The 26,244-nt window shown below is 37.7% G+C and carries 32 protein-coding genes; 10 read left to right on the top strand and 22 right to left on the bottom strand.

The genetic code is table 11. The features are described 5' to 3' along the window. Positions 1-376 precede the first annotated feature (376 nt). Both ABC382_RS17225 and ABC382_RS17220 read left to right on the top strand, forming a co-directional pair. Positions 377-1,459, top strand: coding sequence for a type III polyketide synthase (locus tag ABC382_RS17225; RefSeq protein WP_312507010.1), 1,083 nt, complete (start codon positions 377-379; stop codon positions 1,457-1,459). Between the two features lies 1 nt (position 1,460). Continuing rightward, positions 1,461-2,003, top strand: coding sequence for an isoprenylcysteine carboxyl methyltransferase family protein (locus ABC382_RS17220; RefSeq protein WP_274794798.1), 543 nt, complete (start codon positions 1,461-1,463; stop codon positions 2,001-2,003). A 19-nt stretch (positions 2,004-2,022) separates the two neighbouring features. On the opposite strand, the gene ABC382_RS17215 is transcribed toward ABC382_RS17220, so the two are convergent. Beyond that, entirely contained in the window at positions 2,023-3,216 is a 1,194-nt protein-coding gene (locus tag ABC382_RS17215) for a GTP-binding protein (RefSeq protein WP_312507011.1), read from the bottom strand. A 169-nt stretch (positions 3,217-3,385) separates the two neighbouring features. On the opposite strand from ABC382_RS17215, the gene rpmG reads away from it, so the two are divergent. Together rpmG and ABC382_RS17205 are read left to right on the top strand one after the other, a co-directional pair. After that, positions 3,386-3,535, top strand: a complete 150-nt coding sequence (gene rpmG / locus ABC382_RS17210) for a 50S ribosomal protein L33 (protein ID WP_274794800.1) — start codon at positions 3,386-3,388, stop codon at positions 3,533-3,535. 75 nt (positions 3,536-3,610) lie between these two features. Then, a complete protein-coding gene (locus ABC382_RS17205; protein ID WP_412926979.1) occupies positions 3,611-4,183 on the top strand; it encodes a hypothetical protein in 573 nt (190 codons plus the stop codon). A gap of 8 nt (positions 4,184-4,191) precedes the next feature. Here the strand turns inward: ABC382_RS17205 and ABC382_RS17200 are convergent, their stop codons facing one another. From ABC382_RS17200 to ABC382_RS17185, 4 genes are all read right to left on the bottom strand, one after another. Continuing rightward, positions 4,192-4,917 (bottom strand): hypothetical protein, encoded by a 726-nt coding sequence (locus ABC382_RS17200; protein WP_322610571.1) that lies wholly within the window; start codon positions 4,915-4,917, stop codon positions 4,192-4,194. Positions 4,918-4,927: 10 nt separating this feature from the next. Continuing rightward, entirely contained in the window at positions 4,928-5,209 is a 282-nt protein-coding gene (locus tag ABC382_RS17195; protein ID WP_322610570.1) for a hypothetical protein, read from the bottom strand. Beyond that, positions 5,199-5,774, bottom strand: coding sequence for a hypothetical protein (locus ABC382_RS17190; protein WP_322610569.1), 576 nt, complete (start codon positions 5,772-5,774; stop codon positions 5,199-5,201). Before ABC382_RS17190 ends, ABC382_RS17195 begins: the two co-directional genes overlap by 11 nt. A gap of 141 nt (positions 5,775-5,915) precedes the next feature. Beyond that, a complete protein-coding gene (locus tag ABC382_RS17185; RefSeq protein WP_322610568.1) occupies positions 5,916-6,554 on the bottom strand; it encodes a BMQ_0737 family morphogenetic spore coat protein in 639 nt (212 codons plus the stop codon). A gap of 236 nt (positions 6,555-6,790) precedes the next feature. On the opposite strand from ABC382_RS17185, the gene ABC382_RS17180 reads away from it, so the two are divergent. Then, entirely contained in the window at positions 6,791-8,053 is a 1,263-nt protein-coding gene (locus tag ABC382_RS17180) for a hypothetical protein (RefSeq protein WP_322610567.1), read from the top strand. 170 nt (positions 8,054-8,223) lie between these two features. Then, positions 8,224-8,841, top strand: a complete 618-nt coding sequence (locus ABC382_RS17175; RefSeq protein ID WP_322610566.1) for an exosporium glycoprotein BclB-related protein — start codon at positions 8,224-8,226, stop codon at positions 8,839-8,841. A gap of 98 nt (positions 8,842-8,939) precedes the next feature. Here ABC382_RS17175 and ABC382_RS17170 read toward each other — a convergent pair whose 3' ends face one another. The 12 genes from ABC382_RS17170 to ABC382_RS17115 all read right to left on the bottom strand — a co-directional run bounded on the left by ABC382_RS17170 (position 8,940) and on the right by ABC382_RS17115 (position 18,336). After that, entirely contained in the window at positions 8,940-9,452 is a 513-nt protein-coding gene (locus ABC382_RS17170; protein WP_322610565.1) for a YfiT family bacillithiol transferase, read from the bottom strand. A gap of 76 nt (positions 9,453-9,528) precedes the next feature. Next, positions 9,529-10,008 carry a DUF4871 domain-containing protein gene (locus ABC382_RS17165; RefSeq protein ID WP_412926978.1) on the bottom strand — a complete coding sequence of 160 codons (480 nt, stop codon included), beginning with the start codon at positions 10,006-10,008 and terminating at the stop codon, positions 9,529-9,531. 71 nt (positions 10,009-10,079) lie between these two features. Then, positions 10,080-10,736, bottom strand: a complete 657-nt coding sequence (locus tag ABC382_RS17160; RefSeq protein ID WP_322610563.1) for a hypothetical protein — start codon at positions 10,734-10,736, stop codon at positions 10,080-10,082. A 207-nt stretch (positions 10,737-10,943) separates the two neighbouring features. Continuing rightward, positions 10,944-11,708, bottom strand: coding sequence for an alpha/beta hydrolase (locus tag ABC382_RS17155; RefSeq protein WP_322605283.1), 765 nt, complete (start codon positions 11,706-11,708; stop codon positions 10,944-10,946). Then, positions 11,705-12,487, bottom strand: a complete 783-nt coding sequence (locus ABC382_RS17150) for an ABC transporter ATP-binding protein (RefSeq protein WP_274797390.1) — start codon at positions 12,485-12,487, stop codon at positions 11,705-11,707. The genes ABC382_RS17155 and ABC382_RS17150 overlap by 4 nt, the downstream gene beginning before the upstream one ends. 29 nt (positions 12,488-12,516) lie before the next feature. Next, positions 12,517-13,506 carry a FecCD family ABC transporter permease gene (locus ABC382_RS17145; protein WP_409264009.1) on the bottom strand — a complete coding sequence of 330 codons (990 nt, stop codon included), beginning with the start codon at positions 13,504-13,506 and terminating at the stop codon, positions 12,517-12,519. A 34-nt stretch (positions 13,507-13,540) separates the two neighbouring features. Then, the gene (locus tag ABC382_RS17140; protein ID WP_274794811.1) at positions 13,541-14,548 is read right to left on the bottom strand and encodes a FecCD family ABC transporter permease; all 1,008 of its coding nucleotides are present in this window, start codon (positions 14,546-14,548) and stop codon (positions 13,541-13,543) included. Positions 14,549-14,651: 103 nt separating this feature from the next. Next, positions 14,652-15,632: an ABC transporter substrate-binding protein gene (locus ABC382_RS17135; protein WP_322605280.1), complete on the bottom strand. Its 981-nt coding sequence runs from the start codon at positions 15,630-15,632 to the stop codon at positions 14,652-14,654. Positions 15,633-15,836: 204 nt separating this feature from the next. Further along, positions 15,837-16,667: an AraC family transcriptional regulator gene (locus tag ABC382_RS17130; protein WP_322605279.1), complete on the bottom strand. Its 831-nt coding sequence runs from the start codon at positions 16,665-16,667 to the stop codon at positions 15,837-15,839. A gap of 10 nt (positions 16,668-16,677) precedes the next feature. Next, positions 16,678-17,142, bottom strand: coding sequence for a DinB family protein (locus ABC382_RS17125; protein ID WP_322605278.1), 465 nt, complete (start codon positions 17,140-17,142; stop codon positions 16,678-16,680). Positions 17,143-17,156: 14 nt separating this feature from the next. Continuing rightward, the gene (locus ABC382_RS17120) at positions 17,157-17,720 is read right to left on the bottom strand and encodes a nucleotidyltransferase family protein (RefSeq protein WP_322605277.1); all 564 of its coding nucleotides are present in this window, start codon (positions 17,718-17,720) and stop codon (positions 17,157-17,159) included. 250 nt (positions 17,721-17,970) lie between these two features. Next, complete coding sequence (locus tag ABC382_RS17115) at positions 17,971-18,336, bottom strand: YybH family protein (protein WP_274794816.1); 366 nt, start codon at positions 18,334-18,336, stop codon at positions 17,971-17,973. A gap of 119 nt (positions 18,337-18,455) precedes the next feature. On the opposite strand from ABC382_RS17115, the gene ABC382_RS17110 reads away from it, so the two are divergent. Beyond that, the gene (locus ABC382_RS17110) at positions 18,456-18,944 is read left to right on the top strand and encodes an SRPBCC family protein (RefSeq protein WP_322610562.1); all 489 of its coding nucleotides are present in this window, start codon (positions 18,456-18,458) and stop codon (positions 18,942-18,944) included. Between the two features lie 320 nt (positions 18,945-19,264). On the opposite strand, the gene ABC382_RS17105 is transcribed toward ABC382_RS17110, so the two are convergent. From ABC382_RS17105 to ABC382_RS17095, 3 genes are all read right to left on the bottom strand, one after another. Then, on the bottom strand, positions 19,265-20,029 hold the full coding sequence (locus tag ABC382_RS17105; protein ID WP_322605274.1) for a hypothetical protein: 765 nt from the start codon (positions 20,027-20,029) through the stop codon (positions 19,265-19,267). A gap of 73 nt (positions 20,030-20,102) precedes the next feature. After that, entirely contained in the window at positions 20,103-21,734 is a 1,632-nt protein-coding gene (gene abc-f, locus ABC382_RS17100; RefSeq protein ID WP_322610561.1) for a ribosomal protection-like ABC-F family protein, read from the bottom strand. A gap of 356 nt (positions 21,735-22,090) precedes the next feature. Then, positions 22,091-22,453, bottom strand: coding sequence for a hypothetical protein (locus tag ABC382_RS17095; RefSeq protein WP_322605272.1), 363 nt, complete (start codon positions 22,451-22,453; stop codon positions 22,091-22,093). Between the two features lie 128 nt (positions 22,454-22,581). Between ABC382_RS17095 and ABC382_RS17090 the strand changes: the two genes are divergently transcribed. The 3 genes from ABC382_RS17090 (at position 22,582) to ABC382_RS17080 (ending at position 24,863) form a co-directional block, all read left to right on the top strand. Next, positions 22,582-23,442, top strand: a complete 861-nt coding sequence (locus tag ABC382_RS17090) for an endo alpha-1,4 polygalactosaminidase (protein WP_322605271.1) — start codon at positions 22,582-22,584, stop codon at positions 23,440-23,442. Positions 23,443-23,556: 114 nt separating this feature from the next. Further along, complete coding sequence (locus tag ABC382_RS17085) at positions 23,557-24,030, top strand: DUF2243 domain-containing protein (protein ID WP_274797392.1); 474 nt, start codon at positions 23,557-23,559, stop codon at positions 24,028-24,030. A 14-nt stretch (positions 24,031-24,044) separates the two neighbouring features. Next, on the top strand, positions 24,045-24,863 hold the full coding sequence (locus ABC382_RS17080; RefSeq protein WP_322605270.1) for a cytochrome c oxidase assembly protein: 819 nt from the start codon (positions 24,045-24,047) through the stop codon (positions 24,861-24,863). Between the two features lie 12 nt (positions 24,864-24,875). On the opposite strand, the gene ABC382_RS17075 is transcribed toward ABC382_RS17080, so the two are convergent. Then, positions 24,876-25,385: a DNA-deoxyinosine glycosylase gene (locus ABC382_RS17075; protein WP_322605269.1), complete on the bottom strand. Its 510-nt coding sequence runs from the start codon at positions 25,383-25,385 to the stop codon at positions 24,876-24,878. Positions 25,386-25,403: 18 nt separating this feature from the next. Then, on the bottom strand, positions 25,404-26,198 hold the full coding sequence (locus tag ABC382_RS17070) for a DUF2268 domain-containing putative Zn-dependent protease (protein WP_274794824.1): 795 nt from the start codon (positions 26,196-26,198) through the stop codon (positions 25,404-25,406). Positions 26,199-26,244: the final 46 nt, after the last annotated feature.

Raw genomic sequence — 26,244 nt, 5'->3', positions numbered from 1 at the left:
TGCCTTTTAGCGTAATTGCAATTGACACTTACACCATAGGCTATATCGCGGTTCAGCAATTTGGGACCACGATAAAAAAACCTTGTATCTGCAATTCGGCAGTTACAAGGTTTCACAGGCACGTTTAAAAGGTACACAAATACTCCGAGCTATAGCACGGTGTCATGTTGTATAGTTTAGGCGTGTGAAATTGAACAAACCGAATTGCAGTTCACTAAAAACAGATCTATTCATCATGTCACATCACCTACTTTCCATTTTGTTGTTATTAATATAGCTAAATTTTCAGAAATTGTCAATTCCAATTTTATAAGCATTTATTCCAATCCTCAACGCATAGAATGAACAAGACCACTAACTGCGAGGAGATGTTGGATTGCCTAAAATCATTTCTATTAGCACACATCAACCGCCCTACACATTACAGCAAGCAAATGCAGAGGAACTAACGAAAGAGCTTTTCTATGCAAAAATCCCAAAACTAGAGCGATATTTAAAGGTTTTTGAAAATGGTGGTATCGACACACGACATTTTTGTGTACCACCAGAATGGCATCGTACGAATCACTCTTTTGAGGAACGTAACGAATTATATATTGAATTAGCTACACAATATAGCGTGAACGTCATCCAAGCGTGTTTAGAAAATAACGCCTTTTTATTTTCCCCAATTTCTCCCGAAGAAATTGATGCCATTATTTTTGTTAGTAGTACGGGCATTTCAACACCTAGCATTGATGCGCGTGTTATGAACAAGCTTACCTTTTCAGATCGACTTAAACGTATTCCACTTTGGGGGCTTGGCTGCGCAGGTGGAGCAGCTGGAATTAGTAGAGCTTATGATTTTTGTAAAGCACATCCCCATGCGAAGGTGCTTGTTGTTTGTGTTGAGTTATGTAGCCTCACTTTTCAGCCAAATGATTATTCTAAAAGTAATTTAATCGGTGCATCACTTTTTGCAGATGGTGCCGCTTGTATTCTCATTTGCGGAGATGAAATAGCAATAGACACAAAAGTTCCGTCCCCTACTATTCTAGCTACAGGCTCTAAATGGATGCCAGATTCAGAAAGTGTCATGGGATGGGATGTTAAAAATAATGGGCTCCATGTCATCTTTCAAAAAAGTATTCCTGCCATTATCACCAATTGGCTAGGACCTTTCATTGAACAATTTTTAATGGAACAAGGAATGTACAGCGAACAACTTACTCATTTCATTGCTCATCCTGGAGGAAAAAAAGTATTACAAGCATATGAGGACACACTTTATCTTTCTTCCCAAAAAACCGACATTTCTCGGGAAATATTACGCCACCATGGCAACATGTCATCACCAACAGTGTTATATGTATTAGAGCAATTTATGCTACATGAAGGACAAGTGGAGGATACAGGTTTACTCGTCGCTCTTGGCCCTGGTTTTTGTGCAGAAGCTGTATTATTAAACTGGAGGGAGTAACATGATCTTCTATCTAATTTTAACTCTTGTCATTCTACAAAGACTGACAGAAGTAGTCATTGCCAAGCGCAATGAGAAGTGGATGCTTTCACAAGGAGCTTATGAAGAAGGTGCTTCTCACTACCCGTATATGGTTACTATGCATATTAGTTTTTTCTTGTTTTTAATTGTGGAAGTCGTTACAAATAACAATGGTCTCTCGCCCTTATTTCCATTATTTTTTATATTATTTATAGCTGTTCAGGCATTACGGATCTGGTGTATTCGCTCCTTAGGGACTTTTTGGAATACAAAAATCCTCATATTACCTGATGCTCAAGTTGTTCGTAAAGGTCCATATGAATATATGCGTCACCCAAATTATGCTGTCGTTTGTTTGGAAATTCTCCTTTTACCGATTATGTTTCAAGCTTACTTTACCGCGTTTTGCTTTACATTACTAAACATTACAATGCTCTCTGTACGAATCCCTATAGAAGAAAAGGCATTGCGAGATGCAACAAATTATAATAACGTATTCCAAAAGAAGATTTCGGAGTCTTAACCGAAATCTTCTTTTCTTATTAATGCCATTCCCAGTTAAACGGATCTTGTAGAAGCTCCCATGGGTTACGAAATTCTTCATCTGTTAATAAGCAGCTGTCTAACTGTTTGATAATCTCCTCTTTATCTAGATCAATACCAATCATAACAAGCTGAGTCAATCGATCTCCGAACTCCTCATCCCAATCCTCCAACACTTCTGGACTTTGTTGGAATACATCCTGTTGCTGAGTACTAGACAAAGCTGCTACCCAATATGAAACAGGTTCAATTTTTGCAGATGATCCTGCTTGTGATAGTAATAACGCAACATCCTGGTGTCTTGCACTCCAAATAATCCCCTTTGCTCGTACGATCGAGTCTGGCATTTGATCACACCACTCAACAAATCGCAAAGGATGGAATGGTCTTTTGCGTTTATAAGTAAACGAAGAAATCCCATATTCCTCTGTCTCTGGCGTATGATTCTCATGGCCCAGTTCTAACTCCTTTAACCAACCAGCTGATTCTGATACACGCTCAAAGTCAAAGCGACCTGTATTTAATATGTCAACTGGATCAAGAACACCGTTTGTTGTACGAATCAGTTTTGCTTCGGGCTGCAGCGCACGCAAAATACGTTCTAATCGTTCAAGCTCTTCCACAGATACTAAATCACACTTATTTACCACAAGGACATCACAAAATTCAATTTGATCAATAAGCAGGTCTGCAACATCACGCTCATCTAATTCGCCAACTGCTTCCTTCCGCTCCAACAAGCTTTCCCCTGACTGAAAATCATGCCAAAAGCGATGTGCATCTACAACCGTAACCATCGTATCCAATTGACAAAATTTCGTTAAATCAATTCCTAGCTCCTCGTCTAAGTAACTAAATGTTTGTGCCACGGGTATTGGCTCACTAATCCCTGTTGATTCGATCAATATATAATCAATATTACCAAGTTTAGCGAGACGTTCCACCTCCTGCAATAAATCCTCTCGTAATGTACAACAAATACAGCCATTGGATAGCTCCACAAATTTTTCTTCCGTTCGTGAAATACCGCTACCATTCGCAATAAGCCCAGCATCAATATTAATTTCACTCATATCATTGACGATAACAGCAACACGTAAATCTTTCTTATTCTGCAATACATGGTTCATCATCGTCGTTTTACCGGATCCTAAATACCCACTTAATACAGTAACAGGAATTCTCTTTGTCATGTTTACAACTCCCTAAATCGTAATTATTACTATTTACAATTTGTAATTTAAACATACAATATTGAAAAATGCAAAGCTTTTTATTACCTTCAAAAATAAACTTGACAATATTTAATCTTAAATACAATAATTAAATCGTAATCATTACTATTTAAAAGGAGGCCTATTTATGCGTGTACAAGTAACATTAGCCTGCACCGAAACAGGTGATAAAAACTATATAACAACTAAAAACAAACGTAATAACCCTGAAAGGTTGGAGCTAAAAAAGTACTCTCCTCGCTTAAAACGCAAGACACTACACAGAGAAACGAAGTAATTTGAAGAAAGTAACCGTTAGGGATTAAGGTTATCCTTCTTTTGAGCAGATTCCTTTAGATGGTTGATGCCTTCTTTGAGCGGGTTCATCTTCTTTTTGAGGGGTTATGACCTTTCTTTGAGCGGGTTCACCATCCTTTTGAGCGGTTATGCCCTACCTTTGAGCGGGTTCACCATCCTTTCGAGCGGTTATGCCCTACCTTTGAGCGGATTCTCCATCCTTTCGAGCGGTTATGGCCTACCTTTGAGCGGGTTCACCATCCTTCTGAGCGGTTATGCCCTACCTTTGAGCGGGTTCACCATCCTTTCGAGCGGTTATGCCCTACCTTTGAGCGGATTCTCCATCCTTTCGAGCGGCTATGACCTTTCTTTGAGCGGGTTCACCATCCTTTCGAGCGGTTATGCCCTACCTTTGAGCGGATTCTCCATACTTTCGAGCGGCTATGACCTTTCTTTGAGCGGGTTCACCATCCTTCTGAGCGGTTATGCCCTACCTTTGAGCGGGTTCACCATCCTTTCGAGCGGCTATGCCCTACCTTTGAGCGGGTTCACCTACCTTCTGAGCGGTTCGAGAACCGCATTGAGAGGATTCCATTCCAGAATAAAAATGACTGTTTCAAAAGTAAACATTTTGAAACAGTCTGTATAAATTCATAGCTATACCCGCTCTCTATTGATTTCTAATGCCAGCTCATTTAATTTTTGATCTAATTCATCGAGTATACGTAATCTGTAATCTATTTGCTCCTCCATATGAATGGACTTTTTCATTTCCTTATTCATATCATTAGTTTGTTTTTCCATTTCATTTGATAATCTTTCAATCTCTGAATTTTTCCTCTCCAACTCTTTTATCAAGTGTTGATGAAGGCTATCTGTTTCTATTTTGTCTCTATATGATTTTTCCAAGACCTCTATCATTTTTTCCATATGACTACCTGCTGCTGATGTAAAGTCGCTTAATTTTTTTTCAAGCCCTCCGACAATCGCTTTATAGTCAATATCAATTGTAGCTTCATTCGAAACTTTTTGGCTTTCCTTTAATAATTTATTTTCAGCCCGCAATTCAGCGATTTCCTTTAATAAAGACTCTATTGATGCAATTTGTTTTTTTCTTTGGACTTCTCGCTTTTGAATCTCTTCATCATATGCCTGCAGCTCCTTATCAAAGTCTCTCTTCAACTTTAAAAGCTCCATCGAAAGTTCTTTTCTAAGCCTTGTTAATTGTACATTCTCTCGTTCAAGTCGTAGTACCAATGCGTAATAATCACTGTCCCTTAGTCTTTTTACTTCATTTTTATACTTAGCTAACTCTGCCCTTAAAAAAATAATCATTTGTTGGAGCTGTATTGGATCATTGTTTTTCACAATATCATTTTCCATCGTCACACCCCTATCCCGAATAACTTTTTAACAAATCAACCACCTCTTCAAACTGTGCTTTACTATCCTCTAGTATTTCATCTAATTGCTTCATCAACTTTGCTTCTAGTTCTGGGATATCATTTTGTCCAGTATTTTTCTTTTCACCTGAGACCAAATAGGCCATTAATTGATGTAATGTACTTTTTTCAAGAAACGCAAAGCTATTATCTTGTTCATTACGCCGATTGAGTTGCTCCTTTAAAAGTTGTTGAGTTACACTACTGTACTCTTGCTTTTGATCATCCTTCATTGTCATCCTCCTGTGCTTGACCGATACCATTAAGGTTAATAGGATTTAAAACAACAACACCATCTGTTAGCTGATCGCAATATGTAAAGCCCATAATAGTGCCAGAATACGATAAATTATGGGACCATTTTATTTGAAAATTAGTAAATGAAATGGTTTCATTGGGCTCAATTGTTGTCTTCCCTACTGGTCTCAGCCAATACTCTTCTTTGCTTAACTTATCATTAAATCGTTCCCAATTAATTTGCCCTTGTGTCTTCAAATTTGGTGTGAAATTTTCATGAACATATCTCCCAGAAAAATAAAATGGAGAATCCTTAGGTACTGTTATGCACAAATAGGGGTTTGTAATGGCTGTACTACCGATGTTGCGAATATGATAGGAGCCTAAACATAAACTCTCTTGCTCAGGATTATAGGAAATATTGAATGAGGTTGTAAAATAACTAATGAGGCTAAACCTGTTTGGAATTGTCAACTCCCCAACCAACTGCTTAATTTCATGAACATAGGCGTTTGTTTGTTCTTTTAGTGCCAGTATCTTGTCTTCTATACGTTTTGTCACTTCGTACCTCCTTGTTGTTATTTACTTACAAAGCATCTCTTCAACTCTTAGAGAACCATATGACTCGCTAACACGACAAAATAAAAAAAGAGAGGATAACCCTCTCTTCATGATATGACTTTCTTCTATTTGTTAGCACCATTAACCCATAGGTGGGAAAATAACAGGGCATTGTTGTGGACGAACCGCAGTTGGACATGAGAATGGTAAGTCTGCTCTTGGTTCGCAGAAAGTTGCTAAGAATTCCACAGTAACTGGGAATGTAGATTGAATACTTTGACAAACAGCAACAGTAATTGTCAACGCAGAGAACGTAATTGCACCTGCAGCAGCTGTAAGTGTTCCAGTTGTACATACGAAGCAATCTAAATCTGTGTATAAGATTTCTACGTCTGTCCCTTTTGGTGCACATAATGTCACTTGTTCACAGCGAGAAACCGGAATATCAGCGCTTGTGAAAACAGCGCCTGTTGGTAAAGTAACGACAATCGTTAGAACAAAGTTCTTTTGAATATTTAAATGTTGCAAACAAACAGTTGATCCATCAATGGAGAATTGACGATTCTCACGGTTCAGGATCACAATTGGATTAGTAGCTGCTGGAATTACTCTACAAGTAACAATAGCACCAGTTAGATCAGTCGCTGCAGTTACGCCTGGGAATGTAATTGGCCCTGTAGGTGAAATATCGAATGACATTTCTTTTACAATCCAGTCATATACCTTGTCAACATTTATACAAATTAGTTCTTGCGCCTGGGATGGCATATGCTCTTGCATCCTTTTGACACCTCCATAAAATTTTTATCTTTCGTTTGTAGCATATGTTTTTCAGCTATAAGTGTATGGGCTAACAAATAGTTACATTGGATATTTATCAAAATCGACTAAGATCATTTTTACATACAGTTTTCTCTTTAATGGTACGAACAAAAATGTTGGAAGGACCGGTATATTTGTAACAGAAAGTCAGTATTTTTAATAAACTAATAATGGATTGAAAGGGGTGAACTACAATGGAAGAGTCAAAATTGTATACCACTCAAGAAATTGAAAATTTAAAGCAAAAAATCGATGCCTATAGAGAATCGTTAACTACATTAAAAAAGGGGACGTCAATTGAAGATTTTCTTTATATGAAGCAAGAGTTTGATGGGCTAAAAATGCAGATGGCTCATTTAGAAGGGATTACAGAAACATTAGATACTAAACAAAATTCGTATATAAAAGGCTATGATGAACAAATAAAGCTTCTATCACTACAGCTTGAGTCTCTGAATCATACGATTGAAGGAATGAATCAAGAGATTTTAGCGGTTTTAAACAAATTAGTAACTGCTGATACAACAACTATTCCTCCCTCCATTGAAATGCCTTCTCACACTTCGGCTGCGCTATTACCAAGACAACCTAGAATGACACAGACAGCAGATCAAACTACGATTACAACAGCACAACCATCTTATAGACTACTACAGAATTTTGCTGGTAAAGCTAAAAAGCACCAACTAAATGTAAATAATGGCGGCCCCTCTCCTCACCATGATATACAGGCAACTAAACCTGAAGAGCGGCATTTTAATCAGCAATATTTTCAATCAATCAATACGCACCCGAGCCAAATATATAATGGTTTATACAGAAACACGACAGTTGAATCCACCTTCCATTTTAAAAATGCCACGGATGCAAAGGAAGTTCCAGTAAGTGTTTATGATCCATTGCAGCAAACTTCTAGTGAAGAAAATATCGAGAATGAACATTTAGAATCTTCTATTGTTCTTGAAGCGGAAAGCACTAAAACGGAAACGTTAGATGCTCCTATCGAGGTTGTGAAAACAGAAAGTGAACATAACCGTCTTGAGATGCCAGAAGTATCTAATGAGTCGTTAGAACAAGCTATATTGGAGCTACCTAGCGAGGATATCAACCAAGTCATTTCAAAAAATGTAGAAATGCCTGTAAACACACATCACTCCCCTTCATTGGAAACAGAAGAATATGTTGAAGTATATCAAGCTGGAACAACGTTTGAGATTCATCCATCCCTCGAAGAAGCGAATAGGCAACCTGAACCTGTAATTAAGCCGATTGAGGAAGAAAATAAGCAACCCGAACCTGTAATTAGGCCGATTGAGGAAGAAAATAAGCAACCCGAACCTGTAAATGAACTGATCGAGGAAGAAAGTAAGCAGTCTGACCTTGTAAATAAGCCGATCGAAGAAGAAAATAAGAAGGGAAAGAACTCATTTTTCAATTTCTTTAAAAGATGGAGTTAAATTTATCCTTCTATAAAACATCCACTACGTATGAAAATTACATGGTGGATGTCTTTATGTTTCAAATAAAAGCTGACTTTCAGAAATCATTGAATTTATAGGTGAAGTAGATATTTGCCCTTACCCTCCTTTCCCATATGAATAGAATAATGAAGAAAGGGGGTGTAACAATGTGTTTAAATAATTCAATGTGTGGTTGCTCTGGTAATTGTCATGGTAATGGTGACTGTACTGCGCTTGGGCCATTTATCGGTATTGATGCGGCATGTATTACTCCACCAGTAGCTACAGGTGCGATTATCCCATTTTCTTCAGGGATAGTTCCTGTTGTTTTAGTATCGCTCGCTACTGGTTTAGTAGATACTGTAAGTCTTGTAGGATTCGGTACATCTGTTCCTGGTGTCTCTCTTGCTGGTGTTAATATTGATTTAACAGCTGCTGGTACTACAGAAGCGTTTACAGTTCCACGCCCAGGTACTATTACATCTATTTCTGCTACACTCGCGACAGTTGGTGCTTTAACTTTAACTGGAACAGCAACAGTCAGAGCACAAATTTACCGTGCAGTTCAAGGAAGTAATGTTTTCAGTCCAACTGCAGCGTTTGTTGATTTGCTACCAACTTTACCAGCTTTAGCAATAGCACCAGGTACAATTGTAAGCGGTAATGCAAACGTATCCGTGCCAGTAAGTACTGGTGATCGTTTACTAATGGTGTTCTCCGTTACTACATCAGGGGTTGTAGCTACTGTTACTGGTAACGCAAGTGCAGGAATCAATATTGTATAAGTGAATGTAAATAATTATTATTATAATCAGCATCCTTAAAAAGTGAAAAATCGTGAAATATTGTATAATAGGCGATTTGCAAAAAAATCGCCTATTTTTTATGCCCCCAAAGCAAACTGAATATGTGCCAAATGATGCTTACCATGCCAAGCATATAAACCGATTGCTTGCTCCAGTGTTGTCAGTCCTGAATCAGGATGATTGAATGCTCGTTGTAATTGCTCATCTTTTAAGTTACTTAGCAAGTAAACCCAACGTTCATGTAAATTTTCTATTAAATTATAAGAAGTTGCTACTGGCATTGCAGAATCTGGTAGCTGTGCCCATTCCGCTTCATTGTATGGTTTAATGGTTGGGACGTCCTCTGTTAGGGCTAGCTTAAAACGGATATAGCTATTCATGTGGCTGTCGGCAATATGATGGACTAGCTGTTTAACTGTCCAACCATTTTCTCGGTAGGTTTTTACCAATGCTTGCTCACTTGCTCCATTCAAGGCCTCTGCAAGCTGCATTGGTAATAAACGAATGTCGTCAATCCATTCTTTTACCTGCTGTGAAGTAACCTCTTTTGGTAATTGAAACTGTCCAATAGGATATTGTAGATCTGTCATATTGTTCTCCTCCGTATCAATTGTGTTTTCTATCCTTTTAACGGTAGTATTATAACTTACAAGAAGTACTTGCCAATTATTGACGATTATCATATATCAACGTATCAAAGTAATTCCCGTTCGTATACAGCAAGAGAGCCCATTCACCAGGCTTAGGGATTTTTACACTAGAGGGTGCATGAGCATCTGCTCCATTTACTGGCCCACCAAGCACAATGCTCCATCCATCTACTAAAATTGGCTGGATGGCCTTTGTTTCTTTATGATAACCTACAACCGTTAACTCTGTACTACCACTGTCATCCATTCCCCATAGATGCCACATCCACTTTTGTGTACTTAAGCTTGGCATATCAGCACCAATGACTCCCGATTTATTAGCATTACCAATGATGCCCCTATCGCCGAACTCAACTGCTTTACGACTCCAATCAATCGAGGAAAAATCACTTTCCTGTACAAAATCAGGTATACCCTCTGGCATTGTTATGTTCTCTTTATCTGCACAGCCTACTACGAGTAACAATAGAACACCTAACAGTACAAATCGTTTCATAACATCCCCCCCATTTCTTATAAACCGTTTTCTTTATTAAATTATTACAGATAATTCAGTAAATTAAAATGCTAAATGCCTAGAGATTTTTTAACAACAGCTACTAATGGCTTTAATGGATGGATAACTGATATAGCTGTTTGCTCTTCAAATTGTTGTGCGGCATCTACCATTGAAAGCTGCGCTACAGAGATCAACCTTTGTTCATCAGTTAATGAAAGCAGAGTCTGTAAAATGGCATCACTGTAGGCTTCCTTTTTTCCCTGCATAATGAGGTCAAATGTATGCTCAATGACTTTTGCCACGACAGTTACTGATTTTTCATGATGCTTAGCATATTGGTGAAGTCTAGCCATTGTTCCTTCAACGGTCATAGGATTTGTAAAAAGAATGGTTATAGGTTGTTGTACGTTACATATGCTTTCAAAATATAGCTCATCAATCTTTATTATGGGAATTGATGGATCGACAGTAGCATCATCCTGTAACAAGGCAATATAATTAGTACATGTTATTAAAATAGCATCCACATCACAGCTAGCTATCCATTCGATTTGTTCCTTAACCTTACGAGCTACATCACCCATTCCTTTTGATACTTGCTGCATGACTCCAGGATCTACAAAATGAAGCAATTCCATATCCTCATCATTTTGGAAAGTACGCTCTATGTACTCTATATTGGAATAATGGGCATGTAAACAGCCAATTCGTTTCTTCAAATACATTCCTCCTCATTGGAAAGCCTCTTTTCCATTGTTACCTTACCAGATTCCCTCCCATTTCTTCTTTTCTTACAGCATATCTTAATAATTGATCTAATGCACTGGAGTAAATTACTCCACCTCAATTCATCATAGAAAGATGACCTATTAAGCATACATATTCATAAAAATAACCGCATTATCAAAAGACAATGCAGTCTACCAATTTGTTTATTTATGCATAAAGCGTATGGCTCTACTCATAACAGTTGGTACAATTGAAGCATGATTTTCGTCTAAAGCCTCGTAAAACTCAACATTCATTATTTTTTCTAGTAACGTTGCCATTTGGCGCGCATCATCCACCATAAAGGTTTCAAGTTCACCTGCACTAATAAACAATGTTTCGTTCATTTCTTGATGCTCATTCAAAAATACTGACGCACATTGTACTAATTCATGCTCATTCCACCAAATTGAAGGGCTAATAGCTAGATAGCGTTGGAAGCTAGATTGATGGTGAAACAGTTGCCAAAGCGTAAAATAACCTCCTAAGGAATGACCAAATAAAGCTTCCTGTGCTTTATTCACAGGATATTGGGCCTCAATTGTCGGCTTCAGCTCTTCCTCTATAAAGCGGCTAAAATACACTGCTCCTCCTAACTTTTCATGACCCTTCCCTTTAAATCGTGCAGGATAAATATATGTCTCTGCTGGCGCCGTAAAATCATAAAATCTTCTTTCACGCATATCATCGCCATGTCCGATGCCTACAACAACAGCTGGTAGGACCCCCGTCTTTGGTGCATTACGACTTTGTAAACGTATCGCTTCCTTTACAAGATTAAAATAAGATGAGCCATCTAGTACATACAACACCGGAAAGCCTTCTTCTGGTGCTTCCTCACTTGGCACATAGATATTAATCGTGTACGTATAATCCGTTAATTTCGATGTTATTTGTTGTGTGGCATGCTCTATTTTAGTTCTCTTCATTTGTCACCCTCCTTTAAAATGTCATAGCCATAGCATACAGGTGTATTCGTTACTGGATCTTCCATAATGCGTGCATCAATATGAAATACTTTACGCATCACTTCTGCACTTACTATTTCCTGCGGCGTTCCGGTTTGTATAATAACACCTTTCTGCATCGCAATAAGATGATCTGAATATCTGGCAGCGTGGTTAATATCATGTAGAACCATGACAATTGTACAGTCGTGCTGCTCATTTAAGCTTTTGACTATATCCAGCACTTCTAGCTGATGTGCCATATCTAAATAGGTAGTAGGCTCGTCCAACAGTAAAATATTTGTTTCTTGTGCTAAAGCCATCGCTAACCAAACGCGCTGACGCTGACCTCCAGAAAGCTGTGCAAGCTCTCGATTACGATATTCCATCGTATTTGTGACAGTTAACGCCCACTCAATCATTTCCTCATCTTTATTTGTTAATCGATTGACATTGTTTCGATGTGGATAACGACCATAGGCAATTAACTCCTGCACCTTTAATTGACCAGGTGCAACAGGTGTTTGAGATAGAATAGCTAGTTTCTTTGCAATATCCTTGGTCGATAAATTTTGCATATTTTGCTCTTGCAAGTATACCGTGCCTTGCTGCTTTTTTAATATACGTCCAATTGTTTTAAGAAGGGTTGATTTACCACACCCATTTGGACCAATAATCGTTGTCACCTTGCCCTCTTCTATCGTTAAATTTAAGCCTTCAAATACACGAACCTGCTCATAACCGGAAGCTAAATTTTCCATTCTAAATGCAGTTTGCACATCATTTCCTCCTATGCCTTAGATTTCACAAGTAAATACAAAAAGTAGGGAATCCCAATAATGGAAACAACAATTCCAACAGCCAGTTCCGATGGTGCAAATACGGTTTTGCCAATAAAATCAGCTAAAATTAACAAGGCTGCACCAATCAATGCACTTACCGGCATGACAAAACGGTGTTGAATACCGACCAGCTGCTTCGCAATATGAGGAGCCATTAAACCTATGAAGCCAATACTTCCTGATACGGATACACAGGCACTAACAAGCCCAACACTAGCTAATAACAGCTTCATTTTCTCTTTTTCAACAGCGATTCCTAAACTTGTGATGCTATCCTCTTCAAGCTGAAAATAATCAAGTAAATGCGATTTTCTATACACATACATTCCTAAAACTAAGAGCCAAGGTAACATCGTTAGGGCAAAAATCCAATTCGCATTATAGATAGACCCTGCCATCCATATAGCTGCAGATTCAAAATCTTGAGCACTCATTTTTAAAGATAAGAATAATGACAAAGCACCAAACCCACTATTAATCGCTATCCCTGTTAAAATTAAACGCTGCATATCTAGATGACCATTTTTTAAAGCAAATGAGAAAATCAATATAGCAGCAATCGCACCACCGATAAAACCGAACAATGGCATCATTAAAATAGACAACCAGCTACTCATATCTGCACTCACTAGTTTTAATTGAAAGAAGAACATAAAAATTACGACCGCTGCACCAGCGCCAGCATTAATTCCTAAAATCCCAGGGTCCGCTAGTCCATTGCGTGTAATCCCCTGTAAGACAACCCCTGCCAAACCTAAGCCAATGCCGACTAGTCCGGCAATAACAATTCGAGGCAAGCGAAATTCAAAAATTACTAGATCAAATTTAGGATTTGGCTCAATCCGCAACAATGTTTTAATGACATCCATGACAGACATATCAAAAACACCATTTGTTATATGTAGATAGCTCGCAAGCAAAATTAATAAAATAAGCATTGATATAGTTAGAACAAAAATATTGGAGGTTTTTTTACGCACGTTTTTCACCTCCGTGCTTGCGAACTAAATATAAGAAGAAGGGTACGCCAACTAATGCTGTTAAGACTCCAATTGGCGTTTCAAATGGATAGTTAACATAGCGACTAAGGACATCACAAAGCGCTAAAAAGAAGGCACCAATAACAGCGGCACAAGGAATGATATAGCGATAATCTACTCCAACTAAGAAACGTGTAATATGTGGGATAACTAGCCCTACAAAGGCGATTTTTCCAACAAGAGCCACCGCTGTTCCAGTCAAGCATACTACTGCTAGCATACTAATAATTCGCACTGCTTTTGTTTTCTGCCCAAGTCCCATAGCTATATCTTCACCTAATGACGTAATAGTAATGGCTTTCGCAGATAATAAAGCCAGGACTAATCCTGTTAAACCAAACGGAATAGAAAGAATAAGCATATCCATGTCCACCATATGTACTTTTGTGTTATACCAAGCACTGACTGTTTGCGAGACTTGGAAATACATCGCAATGGCAGTAGCAATACTGCTTAAAAACGTACCAATGACCGTCCCAATAATCGCTAACCTTACTGGTGATAGGCCATTGCGAATTAATGAACCAAAACCAAAGACAATGCCGGCTCCCAATGCTGAACCAAGCATAGATAATAAAATCATTTGATAGTTTGGAAGTCCGGGGAAAAAGACGATAGCTAATGTTATGACAAAAGCGGAGCCGTCGTTAACGCCCATTAATGACGGTGAAGCTAAATAATTTCGTGTAATCCCCTGCATAACTGCTCCAGCTACTGCCAAAAAAGCTCCTACTAACAATACTGCGGCTACTCGGGGAATACGTCCTGTCCGTATAATTTGATGATCAACATTCGAAGGATCAAAAGCTGCCATCGCCTGCCATACTGTCATTGCACTAATATCCTTCGTGCCATACGTAATAGAAACAAGTGCCACAAGGGCAATAAGGAAAGGAAATACCGCTAATATTGAAAATGACACTATGTTTATTTTTTTCAACTTTTACACCTTTTTCTTTACCATTTTCACACCCAAACTGTTACTGAACAAAAGGCCGGTAATAGCCCGGTGACATCACCAAATCTACTACCAGCCTGCTATACTATTTAAGTAATTTTTCAGCTGCAGCATCTAAGAATTTTACCTTAGACCAAGCCGTACCACCTTGTGCTAATGGCTCAATTGCATTAACGAAAACCTGATTATTTTGCGCTGCCTTCAAGCTCATGAAAATCGGATTCTTTTGTAGATCCTCTAAAGCTTTTGGCGTATCCTTATTCTCTGAATCCTCGAATTGTAAGAAAATCGCATCTGGATTTACTTGAGCTAATGTTTCAAGTGATAGTTCAGCTTGCGCCTTAGCTGTAGTGACCACTTCTGGGACGGGTGCTCCTAAATCTTCATAGAGGACTGGATTTAAATAAACACCTGCTGGATAAATGTACATTACACCACCACGAACACGGATTATTAATACTTGCTTATCTGCTAATTGTTCCTTTGATTTCACTTGTGCATCAGCAACTTTAGCTTCATAGTCAGAGATGATTTTTTTAGCATCCTCTTCTTTACCAGCTAATTGTGCAAGTAATGTTAAATTTTCCTTCCAGTTTGTTGAAATATGTGAGTACGGAATCATTGTTTGAATTTTGTTCAGCTTTTCAGCCGTTTCCTCAGGGAATTTCGAAGTGCCAACGATGACATCAGGATTTAGATTAAGAATGGCTTCCGCATTTGGCTCCATTTTATTTCCTACAAGTGTAGTACCTTCAAAATCCGCTGCTAGATAAGCAGGAACTTTACCACCAACTTCTAGTACACCTACTGGCTTAATGCCGAGCATAGCAGCGTCTTCCATTGATTCTAGACTTGCAGCAACAATATTGTTAACTTGTGCTGGAAGCTCATATTTTTCACCTAAGTATGTAATTGTTTGTGTTTGTGCTTGTTCTGTCTGCGATTCTGTTGCGCTTGTCTCAGCTGTATTAGTTGTTGACGTAGACTCCTCCGCCTTATCTGTCCCACATGCGGCAAGTGACAGTGCTAAAAGTGCCGGAGCACACATTTTAAAATATTTATTCATAAAAATTCTCCCCTAACAATCTTTTATTGATAATGATAATCGTTTTCACAAACAAGTCAATACACAATTGATATTCATTATCATTTACGGATACTATCCTAACAAAGTAAAAAAAGATTGTGAATGGACGATTTCGAAAATGACATGGATTTTTGCCGATTTAAATAATAAAAAAACTGCTTCTTTTTTTATAAGAAACAGCATTTACACATAGTTAGCTTCTTCCATTTTTATCTTTCGATAAGCTGAAGGTGACAAACCAGTACATTTTTTAAAGACTCTACTAAAATAAAAGCAATCTACATACCCTACACATTCAGCAATTTCAGCTATAGGAATTTCAGCATATTCTAGTAAGTCCTTTGCGCGCCGTATACGATATTCCGTTATATAGGTGCTAGGATTCATACCTGTATGCTGCTCAAATAAATACGCAAAGCGACGCCGTTCAATTCCAAATTCTTTAGAAATATTTGACACCAAAATCTGCTCTGCATAATTCTCATGTATATACTCTAAGGCCTGTTCCATCCATTTACTAGCACTATCTAAAACCTTCATTTTTGCCGCTATAAGAATATTTTCTAGCAAATTCAAAAATAAAGTCTTGGACTTAAAAATAGCCATACTTCCTGGAAGTGAGTAGCTTTCTATTATTTGCTGGACGATGTTAATGATTTGCGTGTTAAAGCCTGTATTGATTGAAAAATGTTGCTCTGCTAATGGGAAAAGAGCAGATTCCTCTGTAGGTAGACTATAATGAATAACTGCATATTCCCAACCTTTGTGACTGGTAACCTTTACTTCTATCGGCATCTGGGAACCTGCATGGACAATCATTCCCGGCTCCATAACATAGGGAGTTCCTTTAAAGCTAAAGATGGCACTACCTGCAAGAGGTATAACTAAGCCACATTTTCCTGGCGCTGTTGTTCTTCCTGTATCTTCTTCACCGGGTTCCATTCTTTTAGTAAAAACATCCGTAAATTTTACAGAAGCATGTGCAAAGTAATCAATTAAATATTTGATATCCATATGCTAACTCCTAAACATGTATAACATTCTGAATCTGTGAAAAATGATGTAAATCATGATTGATTAACCCGATAAAATAGTCAACAATGATTATCTCTGATTGACCAATTGTAAATGTCTGCTGCCATTGCTCATCTGTAAATTGCTGAAGAACTTGTAATAGCTGACTCCTTGAGGTAATAAAATCCGTGATTGTTTGATCCATATGCTGTTCCCGACTTTTCTTGGCTGCACTCGTATTTAGCTTTTCAGCATCTGGTCCTTTAGGTAGACGTTCATCAACAAAGAAAAAAGGTATGCGTTGATTTAACACAAATTCATCCCAGGGGTGAAGATGTCCTATCACCTCTGCAACTGACCATTTCCCAGGTTCAATTGGCATACGCCATTGAACTTCAGATAGAGACCTAAAATCGCTTATCCAATCCATTGATTTTTTATAGTGGTTGATAACATAGGTTTTATCTCTTTGCAATAAAGCTCACCTCTTTACTGAAGATTAATTTCTAACTTTGGCCATCTTAAGTGCCACTGTTTAAGATGCATTCTTTGACGATAAATCTCATAATTATTTTCAAGGAAAAATGGCGTCGGCTCTACAATACCTGCTCCTAGATGTCTAACCCCATACGGTGCAGCAATCTCTAGTAAACCTTTTGATAATTTCACGCCAATAGCCGTTGGTATTTCAGGGAAATGAGCAATTCCATCAACAGCAGATTTGTACGGTTTACTTCCATTAAGGACGTGCATTCGTGCTTGATTTTTCACAGACCATGGCTCATTTGGAGATATCTGTTTGAGTTCCTGTTCATAGTGTTTTTCTATTTTTTCCGCTACCTTTTCTTTATCAAAATATATCACATCAATATCAGCAATCGGTGTTCTATCTTCTTTTTCATGAAGGACATCCCATACCTTTGAGCGAATGATCCCTGCACATACCCACCAATCTGGCAGCTGCAATGTTTCCACTGTAGATAAAATTTCCATCATCCAATCATCTGCCACTATTAGATTTTTTAGTTCTTCCTCCGTTTGTAGCAATCTCAAGTCGTCAGCCTCCAATTTAACTTTTACACCAAACTTTTAATCTTGTCGCTACCATTTCAGGTGCATCTCGGAATATATCATGTCCAGCTCCTACAATTGATTCAACATTTAAATGTCCTATTTTCATTTGTAAGTTCTGGATACAATTTTTTCTTATCGTATCTAACTCTGCAGGTACCGTTGCATGTATTAACAATATGGGGCATTTTACATTATTCTTTTATTGATTATCCAAGTGCATTTACATTCATTACTGAGCACCACTCAAATGTTCGTGTATTAACTTCCATTCATCGTCAACGAATGTAAAAATATTTGTTGCTCTACCGCTACCTGTTACAAATTTTCCGTTTAGATAGCCTTCATAGTGATATGTATAAAGACAGGTAGCTGTTTTTTCGTCAACTGTTATCCAGTTTACATCTGATGCCGAATAAACTTCTTCTTTGATTACATTCCACGCATGCTTAAAGTACGCCTCAATTTCTTCTGTAGTAGTGCATGTTTTATCAGAGAACCAATAAATTGCCTGAGGATGCAAGATTGCCTTTACTTGATTAAAATCATGTGTATTTGTTGCTTGTATATACCTTTCCAGTGCTTGTTGATGTGTCATCAGCTCTCCTCCTTTTTAACAATATTATCCTAAATTTTAATGATTGTCGTGTGACATTTTGCTGTTAAAGCCTATAATGAAGATAAAATATATTATGCGTAGTATTTAGGAGGATAGCTATGTTAGCTACTATTAAAAAGCACTCAGATTGTCATGTCGTAACGTACAAAAGACCGCTACCACATTCAATTGACACTGTTTGGAAGGCCATAACTACCAATGAAAACCTACAAAAGTGGATGAATAATCTTGAAATAATTGACCTACGTCAGCACGGTAAAATACATTTTAATATGAACGATGGAACAGATACCTATGAGGAAATTGCCATAACAGATTATGCTGAAAAACAAGTACTCGAATTTGAATGGGGTCAAGATCGCGTTAGATTTGAACTGTCACCTACAGACAATGGCTCATTATTACGATTAATTGAGACCCTACAAGAGCTAACCGACCACACGCCAAAGGATTTAGCAGGATGGCATATATGCCTTGACTTGTTATCAGATTTATTGAATGGTGTAGAACATCAAAGCTTCCCAATGGAAAACTGGCAGCAACGTTTTAACGAATACAAGAAGCTCATAGATGATGTAAGATCTTAAATTGCAAAAAACCTAGAGCAACTACTGCTCTAGGTTTTTATAGTGTTGAAAAACAATCATAGCATTATTACGAAAGGGAAAGTTCGTTTCAAATGGATGTTATCTTTTTAGCAAAGATTTATGTGCTCCCTACTCTTTTAATGTGTGAGCTTCTTACTACGATATGGTTGATTGGCGTTCCAGCGTTACTCCTAGGGGATTAGCGTCACAGATGAGACCCTGGAGCGAACGTTAGGGAGTGAAGCGGCTCATCGGACGCCCCCTGAAAGGGATGCTGGCGGAACAGAAATCAACGCCTCACCTTGCTAAACAATCTTTTTCTATTGATAAAAAGCTGTAGCAATTTCAAGAGCTTTTAACGGCTCTTTGATCGAATCGAGTGTGTAGACAAGCTTTTCATCCTGCCACACAATTAAATTACCAGATTGATATACATCCAGCTGAGCTAAACCATATTGCTTTGGAATAGGTAGCATATGATTTTCTAAATATTTTACTGCCTGCTTAGCAAGCTTAATACCTGCCTCTGGGTCGTCAGTGCGTGTATGTGTGGCGATGGCCCATCTCCCTTCATTCCAACCCGTCCATAACGAGCCAGCACCCGCATCTTGATAACCCGTTATATTGTAGCCAAGATCAACTTCGTGCCCTCCATTTTGACTAAAATTATCGAATGCGATTTGTGTACTAGCCCCTTCAGCACTTTTGTATTGCTTGACGAACAATCTACAGATGGCAGTCGCAGAATTCTTTAATCGAATATCATTAATTGGCATATTTTCTTTACTTTCATAAAAGATAATTTCAACATGGTCCCCTTCAGCACGTGTTGTGGCCGTTAAAAAAGCATCATCTGCAATCGGTAATGTTGTTGGCATTTTTATTGGTATATCCGAATGGATCTGATCCTTTATTTGTTGAAGAGATTCACCTTGTGACACAACTGTATCCCTATTGTCATTATTAGATTGTACGACGGGTTCATCGATCTCATTTTCTTGTGCTTGATGAATTTTTTCATGACCAGCACAAGCACCTATGATACTACTACTCAATAGTAAAATGAGAAATAGCCATCTTTTCATTGTGTTAACCTCCATCTAGTAATACCCTTTTTCGGCATTTTTCCCTGACAACGGTTAACTTAAACTTGTTTATCTATTTAAGCTTATTGATTTGCTGTGTCAGCTCATTAAACTTTTGGTCAAGCATTGCATAGTCTTTATCCTTTGCTGTAAGAAAACTCAATTTTCCTAACACCTCTTGCCTTTCCGTTTCAAGCTTTAAACGAAGAGCTACAAGATCATCCAACTGCTTTGGAGCCTCTTTACTCCATTTTTTCTCCATCTGTTGACCGCGAAGCTCCCAAACACTATTCGTTACTTTCTCTAAAAAATATCGATCATGTGATACGACAAGTATTGTCCCATTATATTGGGCAAGTGTGCGCTCCAATTGCTCACGCGAAGGTAAATCAAGATGATTCGTTGGCTCATCTAAAATCAGAACATTCCTATCCTCTAAAATATAGGCCATCAGTTTACACTTTACACGTTCTCCCATGCTCATTTTTCCTATAGTAGACGTCCAATGTGTCAGTGTAAACCCTAAATTCTTCATTAAATTGCGAACCTTGCCCCGCTCTTCAAATGTTTCTCTGTAAAAATATTGCTCTGGTGTCTGATCAATTGGTAAATCAAAAACTTCCTGCGTCAGATAGCCAATATTGGCAGCAGGAGATAGCCACACTTCACCCTCTGCTTCTAACTTGCCTAAAAGTACTTTTAAAAAGCTTGTTTTTCCACTTCCATTGTTTCCTATAATGGCGATTTTATCTCCAAATTGAGCAGTGATATTAACATCTTTAAATAACATGCGATCACCGAAACATAAAGATAAGTTCTTGGTCTCCAAAAGACGCTTACCGACACGCTGAGATGTTCCTAAAGAAAAACGAATGTCTGTATCTGGCTCCACAGCTTCAACTTTTGCCTTTGCAAGCTCAGCTTCTAATCGTTTTTTCTTAGATTTCACTTGCGAGTCTAGACGTTTTGCTTTCACACGATGATATTCCTTAAAGCCTTCTAGTTTTGTTGACTGTGCATGGCCCTTTTGCGACCATGATGTTAGCTCCTGCATTTGATCCTCAATACGCTCTATGTTTTTTTGCTGCTTTTCGTAGGCACGTTGTTGCGTTAATCTTCTATGCTCTCTTTCAGCCATATAACTTGTATAATTGCCATTATGTTCAATCAGACTCTTTTCCTCAATAGACCAGATTTTTGTAGCAACCTTATCTAAAAAATAACGATCATGTGAGACAACCATTATCGTTCCCTTATAGTTTTGTATTTGCCTTATCAAAAAAGCTGTACTTTGGTCATCTAAATGATTGGTTGGTTCATCAAGCAGTAAGAGTTGGGCATTCTGTGAAAAACCCTCTGCTAGACGCATTTTTAGCTTTTCACCACCACTTAAAGCTGTAAATGACACATTTGGCACCTGCCATTTAGCCAACAAATCTGCCTCTCCTGCTGTTACTTCTAGTTTGTCAAATTGGGCAAGCTCCTGCTCAACAAAGGCAATCTTGATATTCTGTATCCCTTGTATTACTCCCTTAGATGGCAAAACCTTTCCTTGTATTAACTGTAATAATGTTGATTTTCCAGCACCATTTCTACCAATAATTCCGATGACCTCACCTTGCTTCACTGTGCCTGTCATATGCTCAAATAGTAAGGTATCCTTTATTTCATAATGTACATCCTGTAATTTTAAAAGTTCCTTCATACTATCCATCCTCTCCAGTTGGAGGGACAAAAAAATCCCTCCAAGTATTTTGGAAGGATTAGTCTCTACAATATCATACACAAATAAGCTATTGAAATAGCTATGTTTGTCACTCCAGAATCTTTATGAAAAAGTTTTGGAGTAGCTAAATATTAGTATCTACTTACTAATATCAAGCAATTATTATGAAAAATGGGCAGACTAATCCTATTTTTGTTGTTCGCGAAATATAAAATTTCAAATACAAAAAATAAGATTAGTTATTCATTAGCCACCCATCTTCCCTTCTTCATTAGTTACCGTCAATTGTAACATCATTTTTGAAAAATAAAAATTCTTTTACTCTTTATTAATGCTTATCTAAAACATTCATACGAACGGATTTGGTTTCTGGAAATTGTTCGGAAATACCAGCCATATCTTCTACTCCAGCGGAAACCAGCTATAAATTCCCTTCCCACAACTGTTGGGAAAAACCAAAAGCTTCTACCGCTATTCATCCAAATATAAGTATTTCTAAATAAACAGGAACGTATACCACTTGCACCTACACGCGATGTAGGGATTGTTGGTGAAAAGCCTGGTGGGGTACTCATTGGCATTTGCCCTCCCGGAGGTGACCCAAAATTAGAAGGTCCAAATGATGTAGTTTCAAAATGATCATAATCTGCCCAGCCCGGTCTTCTAAAATTATCTTCTCTAAATGGATTATTGTACACACAAAACCCCCTTTTACATTATTCAATATATGTAAAAGGGCGATTAACCGTTGAGCCATTGCCTAACTAAGACAATTCGTTTCCTATTATTGTATAATAAACGGGATATTTTTCTAAAAGGAGTCCCTATGAAAAAAATACTTTTACTCTTCATTGCTATGCTTACAGCAATAAGCATTTGGTTTATGATTACTAAAAATCCTGCTTCATCCTCTTCAACTAGTATTCAAGCAAAACTTGCAGATGTAAAGGATTATAAATATTACTTAGATAAAGGCAATGATACCATTGGCGAGGATATGACTAAGTTAGATTTAGTTATTGTGGAACCCATCGAAATGCAGCAAAAATATATAGATAATGCTCAAAAGAACGGCACTTTAGTTTATGGATATATTAATGCAATGGAAGCAGATCAATGGAATACAGTCCTCTATCGCCAGCTAGAAGAAGATGATTTTTATCGAGACAAGCAAGGTGAAAAAATGTACTTCGCACAGTGGGATTCTTATTTAATGGATATGACTTCTTCGCATTATCAAGACATTTTGCTAACAGAAATAGAGAAGCAAATTGTTCAGAAAGGCTTAGACGGTGTGTTTTTAGATACTGTTGGTAATATCAATTCTTATTTACCTGAAGATGAACAAAAGTGGCAAAATGAAGCCATGTTATCTTTTATCCAACAAATTAAACAACGCCATCCCACTTTATCGGTTGCTCAAAATTGGGGATTTCAAACGCTAATAGATTATACCGCCCCCTATGTCGATTTTATTATGTGGGAAGACTTCTCATATCATGAGGTAGGGAATGATGAATGGTCTCTCGAAATGATGAAAAAACTTGTCCATCTACGAGAGGAATTTGGTACACAGGTTATGGCAATCGGCTTTACAGATGAATTAGAAAGCCGTGCATTGGCGAAGAAGTATAACTTTAAATTTTTTTATAGCCCGGCTGGTTCATACTATAATACCTGGCAATGAGCGTAGCATCCCTCTGAAAACACTTGTTTCGGGGGGATATTTTGTTTAAGAGCTCCTCTCGTGGGTAGACTAAAAGAAATTCAACGTGAGGTGATATGCTTGGGGATGACAGAGATGTATGAGGAAAAAAATCATAAACACGAAAATCGCTTTCACTATAAGCAACGCAATATGTGGACAGGTATACTATTCGGACTTGGGGTTGTTGCATTTATAGATGAGGTTATTTTCCATCAATTATTACATTGGCATCATTTCTATGATAAATCTACAGCTAATATTGGATTAGTGTCAGATGGTTTATTTCATGCCTTCAGCTTTTTTGCTACGATTGGCTCTGCTTTCCTATTGGCCGATTTACATCGAAGACATGGATTTTGGTTAAAAAGATGGCTTGGTGGTATTTTTCTCGGAGCTGGAGTCTTTCAGCTTTACGATGGGATCATTCAGCATAAATTTATGAAACTTCATCAAATTCGCTATCATGTCGATATTCTACCCTATGATCTAGTGTGGAATATATTAGCAGCTATATTAATTGTAATTGGCATCATTTTATTATTCCAAACAACTCAAAAAGCGCGTTAGGAGGGTTGCTCATTTTGCATTCTCATGAAGCTCACATCCAAAATTTTTTCACCTTTGGACAGCAAATATTAGCTTTTCCATTTTTTATAGCACTTATTTTCTATATCGTTGCTGTCATTGTTTCGAATCAACATAAAAAGCAATGGTCACATTATCGTACTAGCTGTTGGATAGTAGGATGTGTAAGTGCCCTTGTTACATTAATTGGCCCATTGGCTTCCCTTATTCATGTCAATTTTGTCGCACACATGATAGGTCATTTATTGCTTGGTATGCTTGCCCCACTACTTATGGTATTAGCAGCACCTATGACATTACTTTTAAGGACCTTACCAGTAAATACGGCACGTACTCTTTCTCGGATAATAAGAAGTCCTTATTTCCGTTTTGTTCGTCACCCGATAATTGCATCTACGCTAAATGTAGGTGGTCTATGGTTACTCTATACAACACCACTTTTCAACATGATGCACGAACATTTACTTTTATATATTTTTATTCATCTTCACATTTTTCTAGCAGGTTATGTGTTTACCATTGCTTTTATTTATATTGATCCCACTCCACATCCACACTCCTATGTCTTTCGATCCATTATATTATTAGTAGCATTAGCAGCTCACTCTATCCTAGCAAAATATATTTATGCGTATCCTCCTCAGCATGTAATAGCTACACAGGCAGAGCTAGGTGCCAAGATCATGTATTACGGTGGCGATGCAATTGAAATGATTATTGTTTATATCCTTTTTTATCATTGGTTTAAAAGCGCAAGAAATTTTAAGGCAGCTATTTCTTCTCATTCGAGCTACTCAAATGAACCTAGGTTTTAGTGATTGCTGAAATTAAGTTAAATAGGATTGGATAATGCGCCAGTCCTCTAGCTTTTCAGCAAAGGATTTTATATTTTTTCCTGGGATTGGACTTGTGGACGGCATTTTTTTGTAAGCTCGTCCTTCAAGCAGTTCTAGGCCAAGATGCTTTTTAAAAACTTCAAATGCCTTCCCTCCATTAAAAAGCACTAATTGGATGTTAGGATACTTTTCAAAAAGTGTTTGAAAATTATTCGGCTTTTCATTACGAATCGCTGCATCAAGACTACCTTCACGTTCACAGGTTTCAATCGTATCCCAAAGACCAATTGAATTGCTTTCTAATAATGCAATTCTTTTATCATATTCATCTGGAATATCTGTTTCCAATACTTCACCAATAATGGGCCAAAAGTGATTGCGTGGATTACCATAGTATTGCTGCTTTTCTAATGATTGCTTTCCAGGCATCGAGCCAACAATAAGCACCTTTGTTGATGAATTTACGACTGGTAATAATACATTTGTTATTTCATTTGACACAACAATCACTCCTTTTCTCTATTGTAGCGGAAAATCTGATCCAGCAAGTATATCTTGGCTTGATATGGATAACGGATGATGAGTAGGATGATTCTTTATATATGTCTGCACGATCTCGTAGCCTATACAGTAGCCTATCCACAAAGGAAGCTTTCCACCATATAAAAATGGCCTATGTTTTTCAACTCCTTGAAGTTTTAAATGAGGCAAAAAATAGGTCTTCCACAAAGCTAAAAGCTCTTCCAATTTGTAGTTCTTTAACCACGGTAATAGCCATTTTTCTCCGTATAATTCTTGCACCGCACATTCTGCTAATCCCTCTAAAATAAGAGAATCCAACAAAGTCATATCTCCAAGAGACTTTTTTAAGTTGTGTAAACGGCATACATGGTTATATTCATGGGCAAACAGCGCTTGAAGTTCTCTTGTTTCTATTTCACCAATAAATAAAAAAAGTGCTTGAGGATATGCAACACCGTTTTTATTGGTCATCGTTTGCTGCTGTGTGATTGGAAAAATATAAATAGGTACTGCTGGACCATTCCATTTTTGTTGTAAATAAATAAATTCCTGTTCCACACAATCCCAAACATTGTTTTTCTTTAATTTCTCTAATTGAACTACCTCATTTGGAAGAAAAAGCCCCTGTTGCTGTAATGAAAATTGTATTTCTTCTGGCAATCCATCTTGAAATATCTCTCCTAAACGCTCACAAAGAATGGAACACTGTAAGCTATTTAGTTCTTTTTTTCTTGCCAATTTCCTTGCACTTATAAATTCCTCCAGCCACTTATCTGTTGACACGACTGCCATGTCATCACCTCTATATAGCATATGTTGGAATAGACAATCGGCTAGT

This window comes from Lysinibacillus phoenicis (assembly GCF_047238325.1).
Lineage (GTDB): Bacteria > Bacillota > Bacilli > Bacillales_A > Planococcaceae > Lysinibacillus > Lysinibacillus irui.
This window is presented reverse-complemented; position numbering and strand designations above follow the sequence as displayed.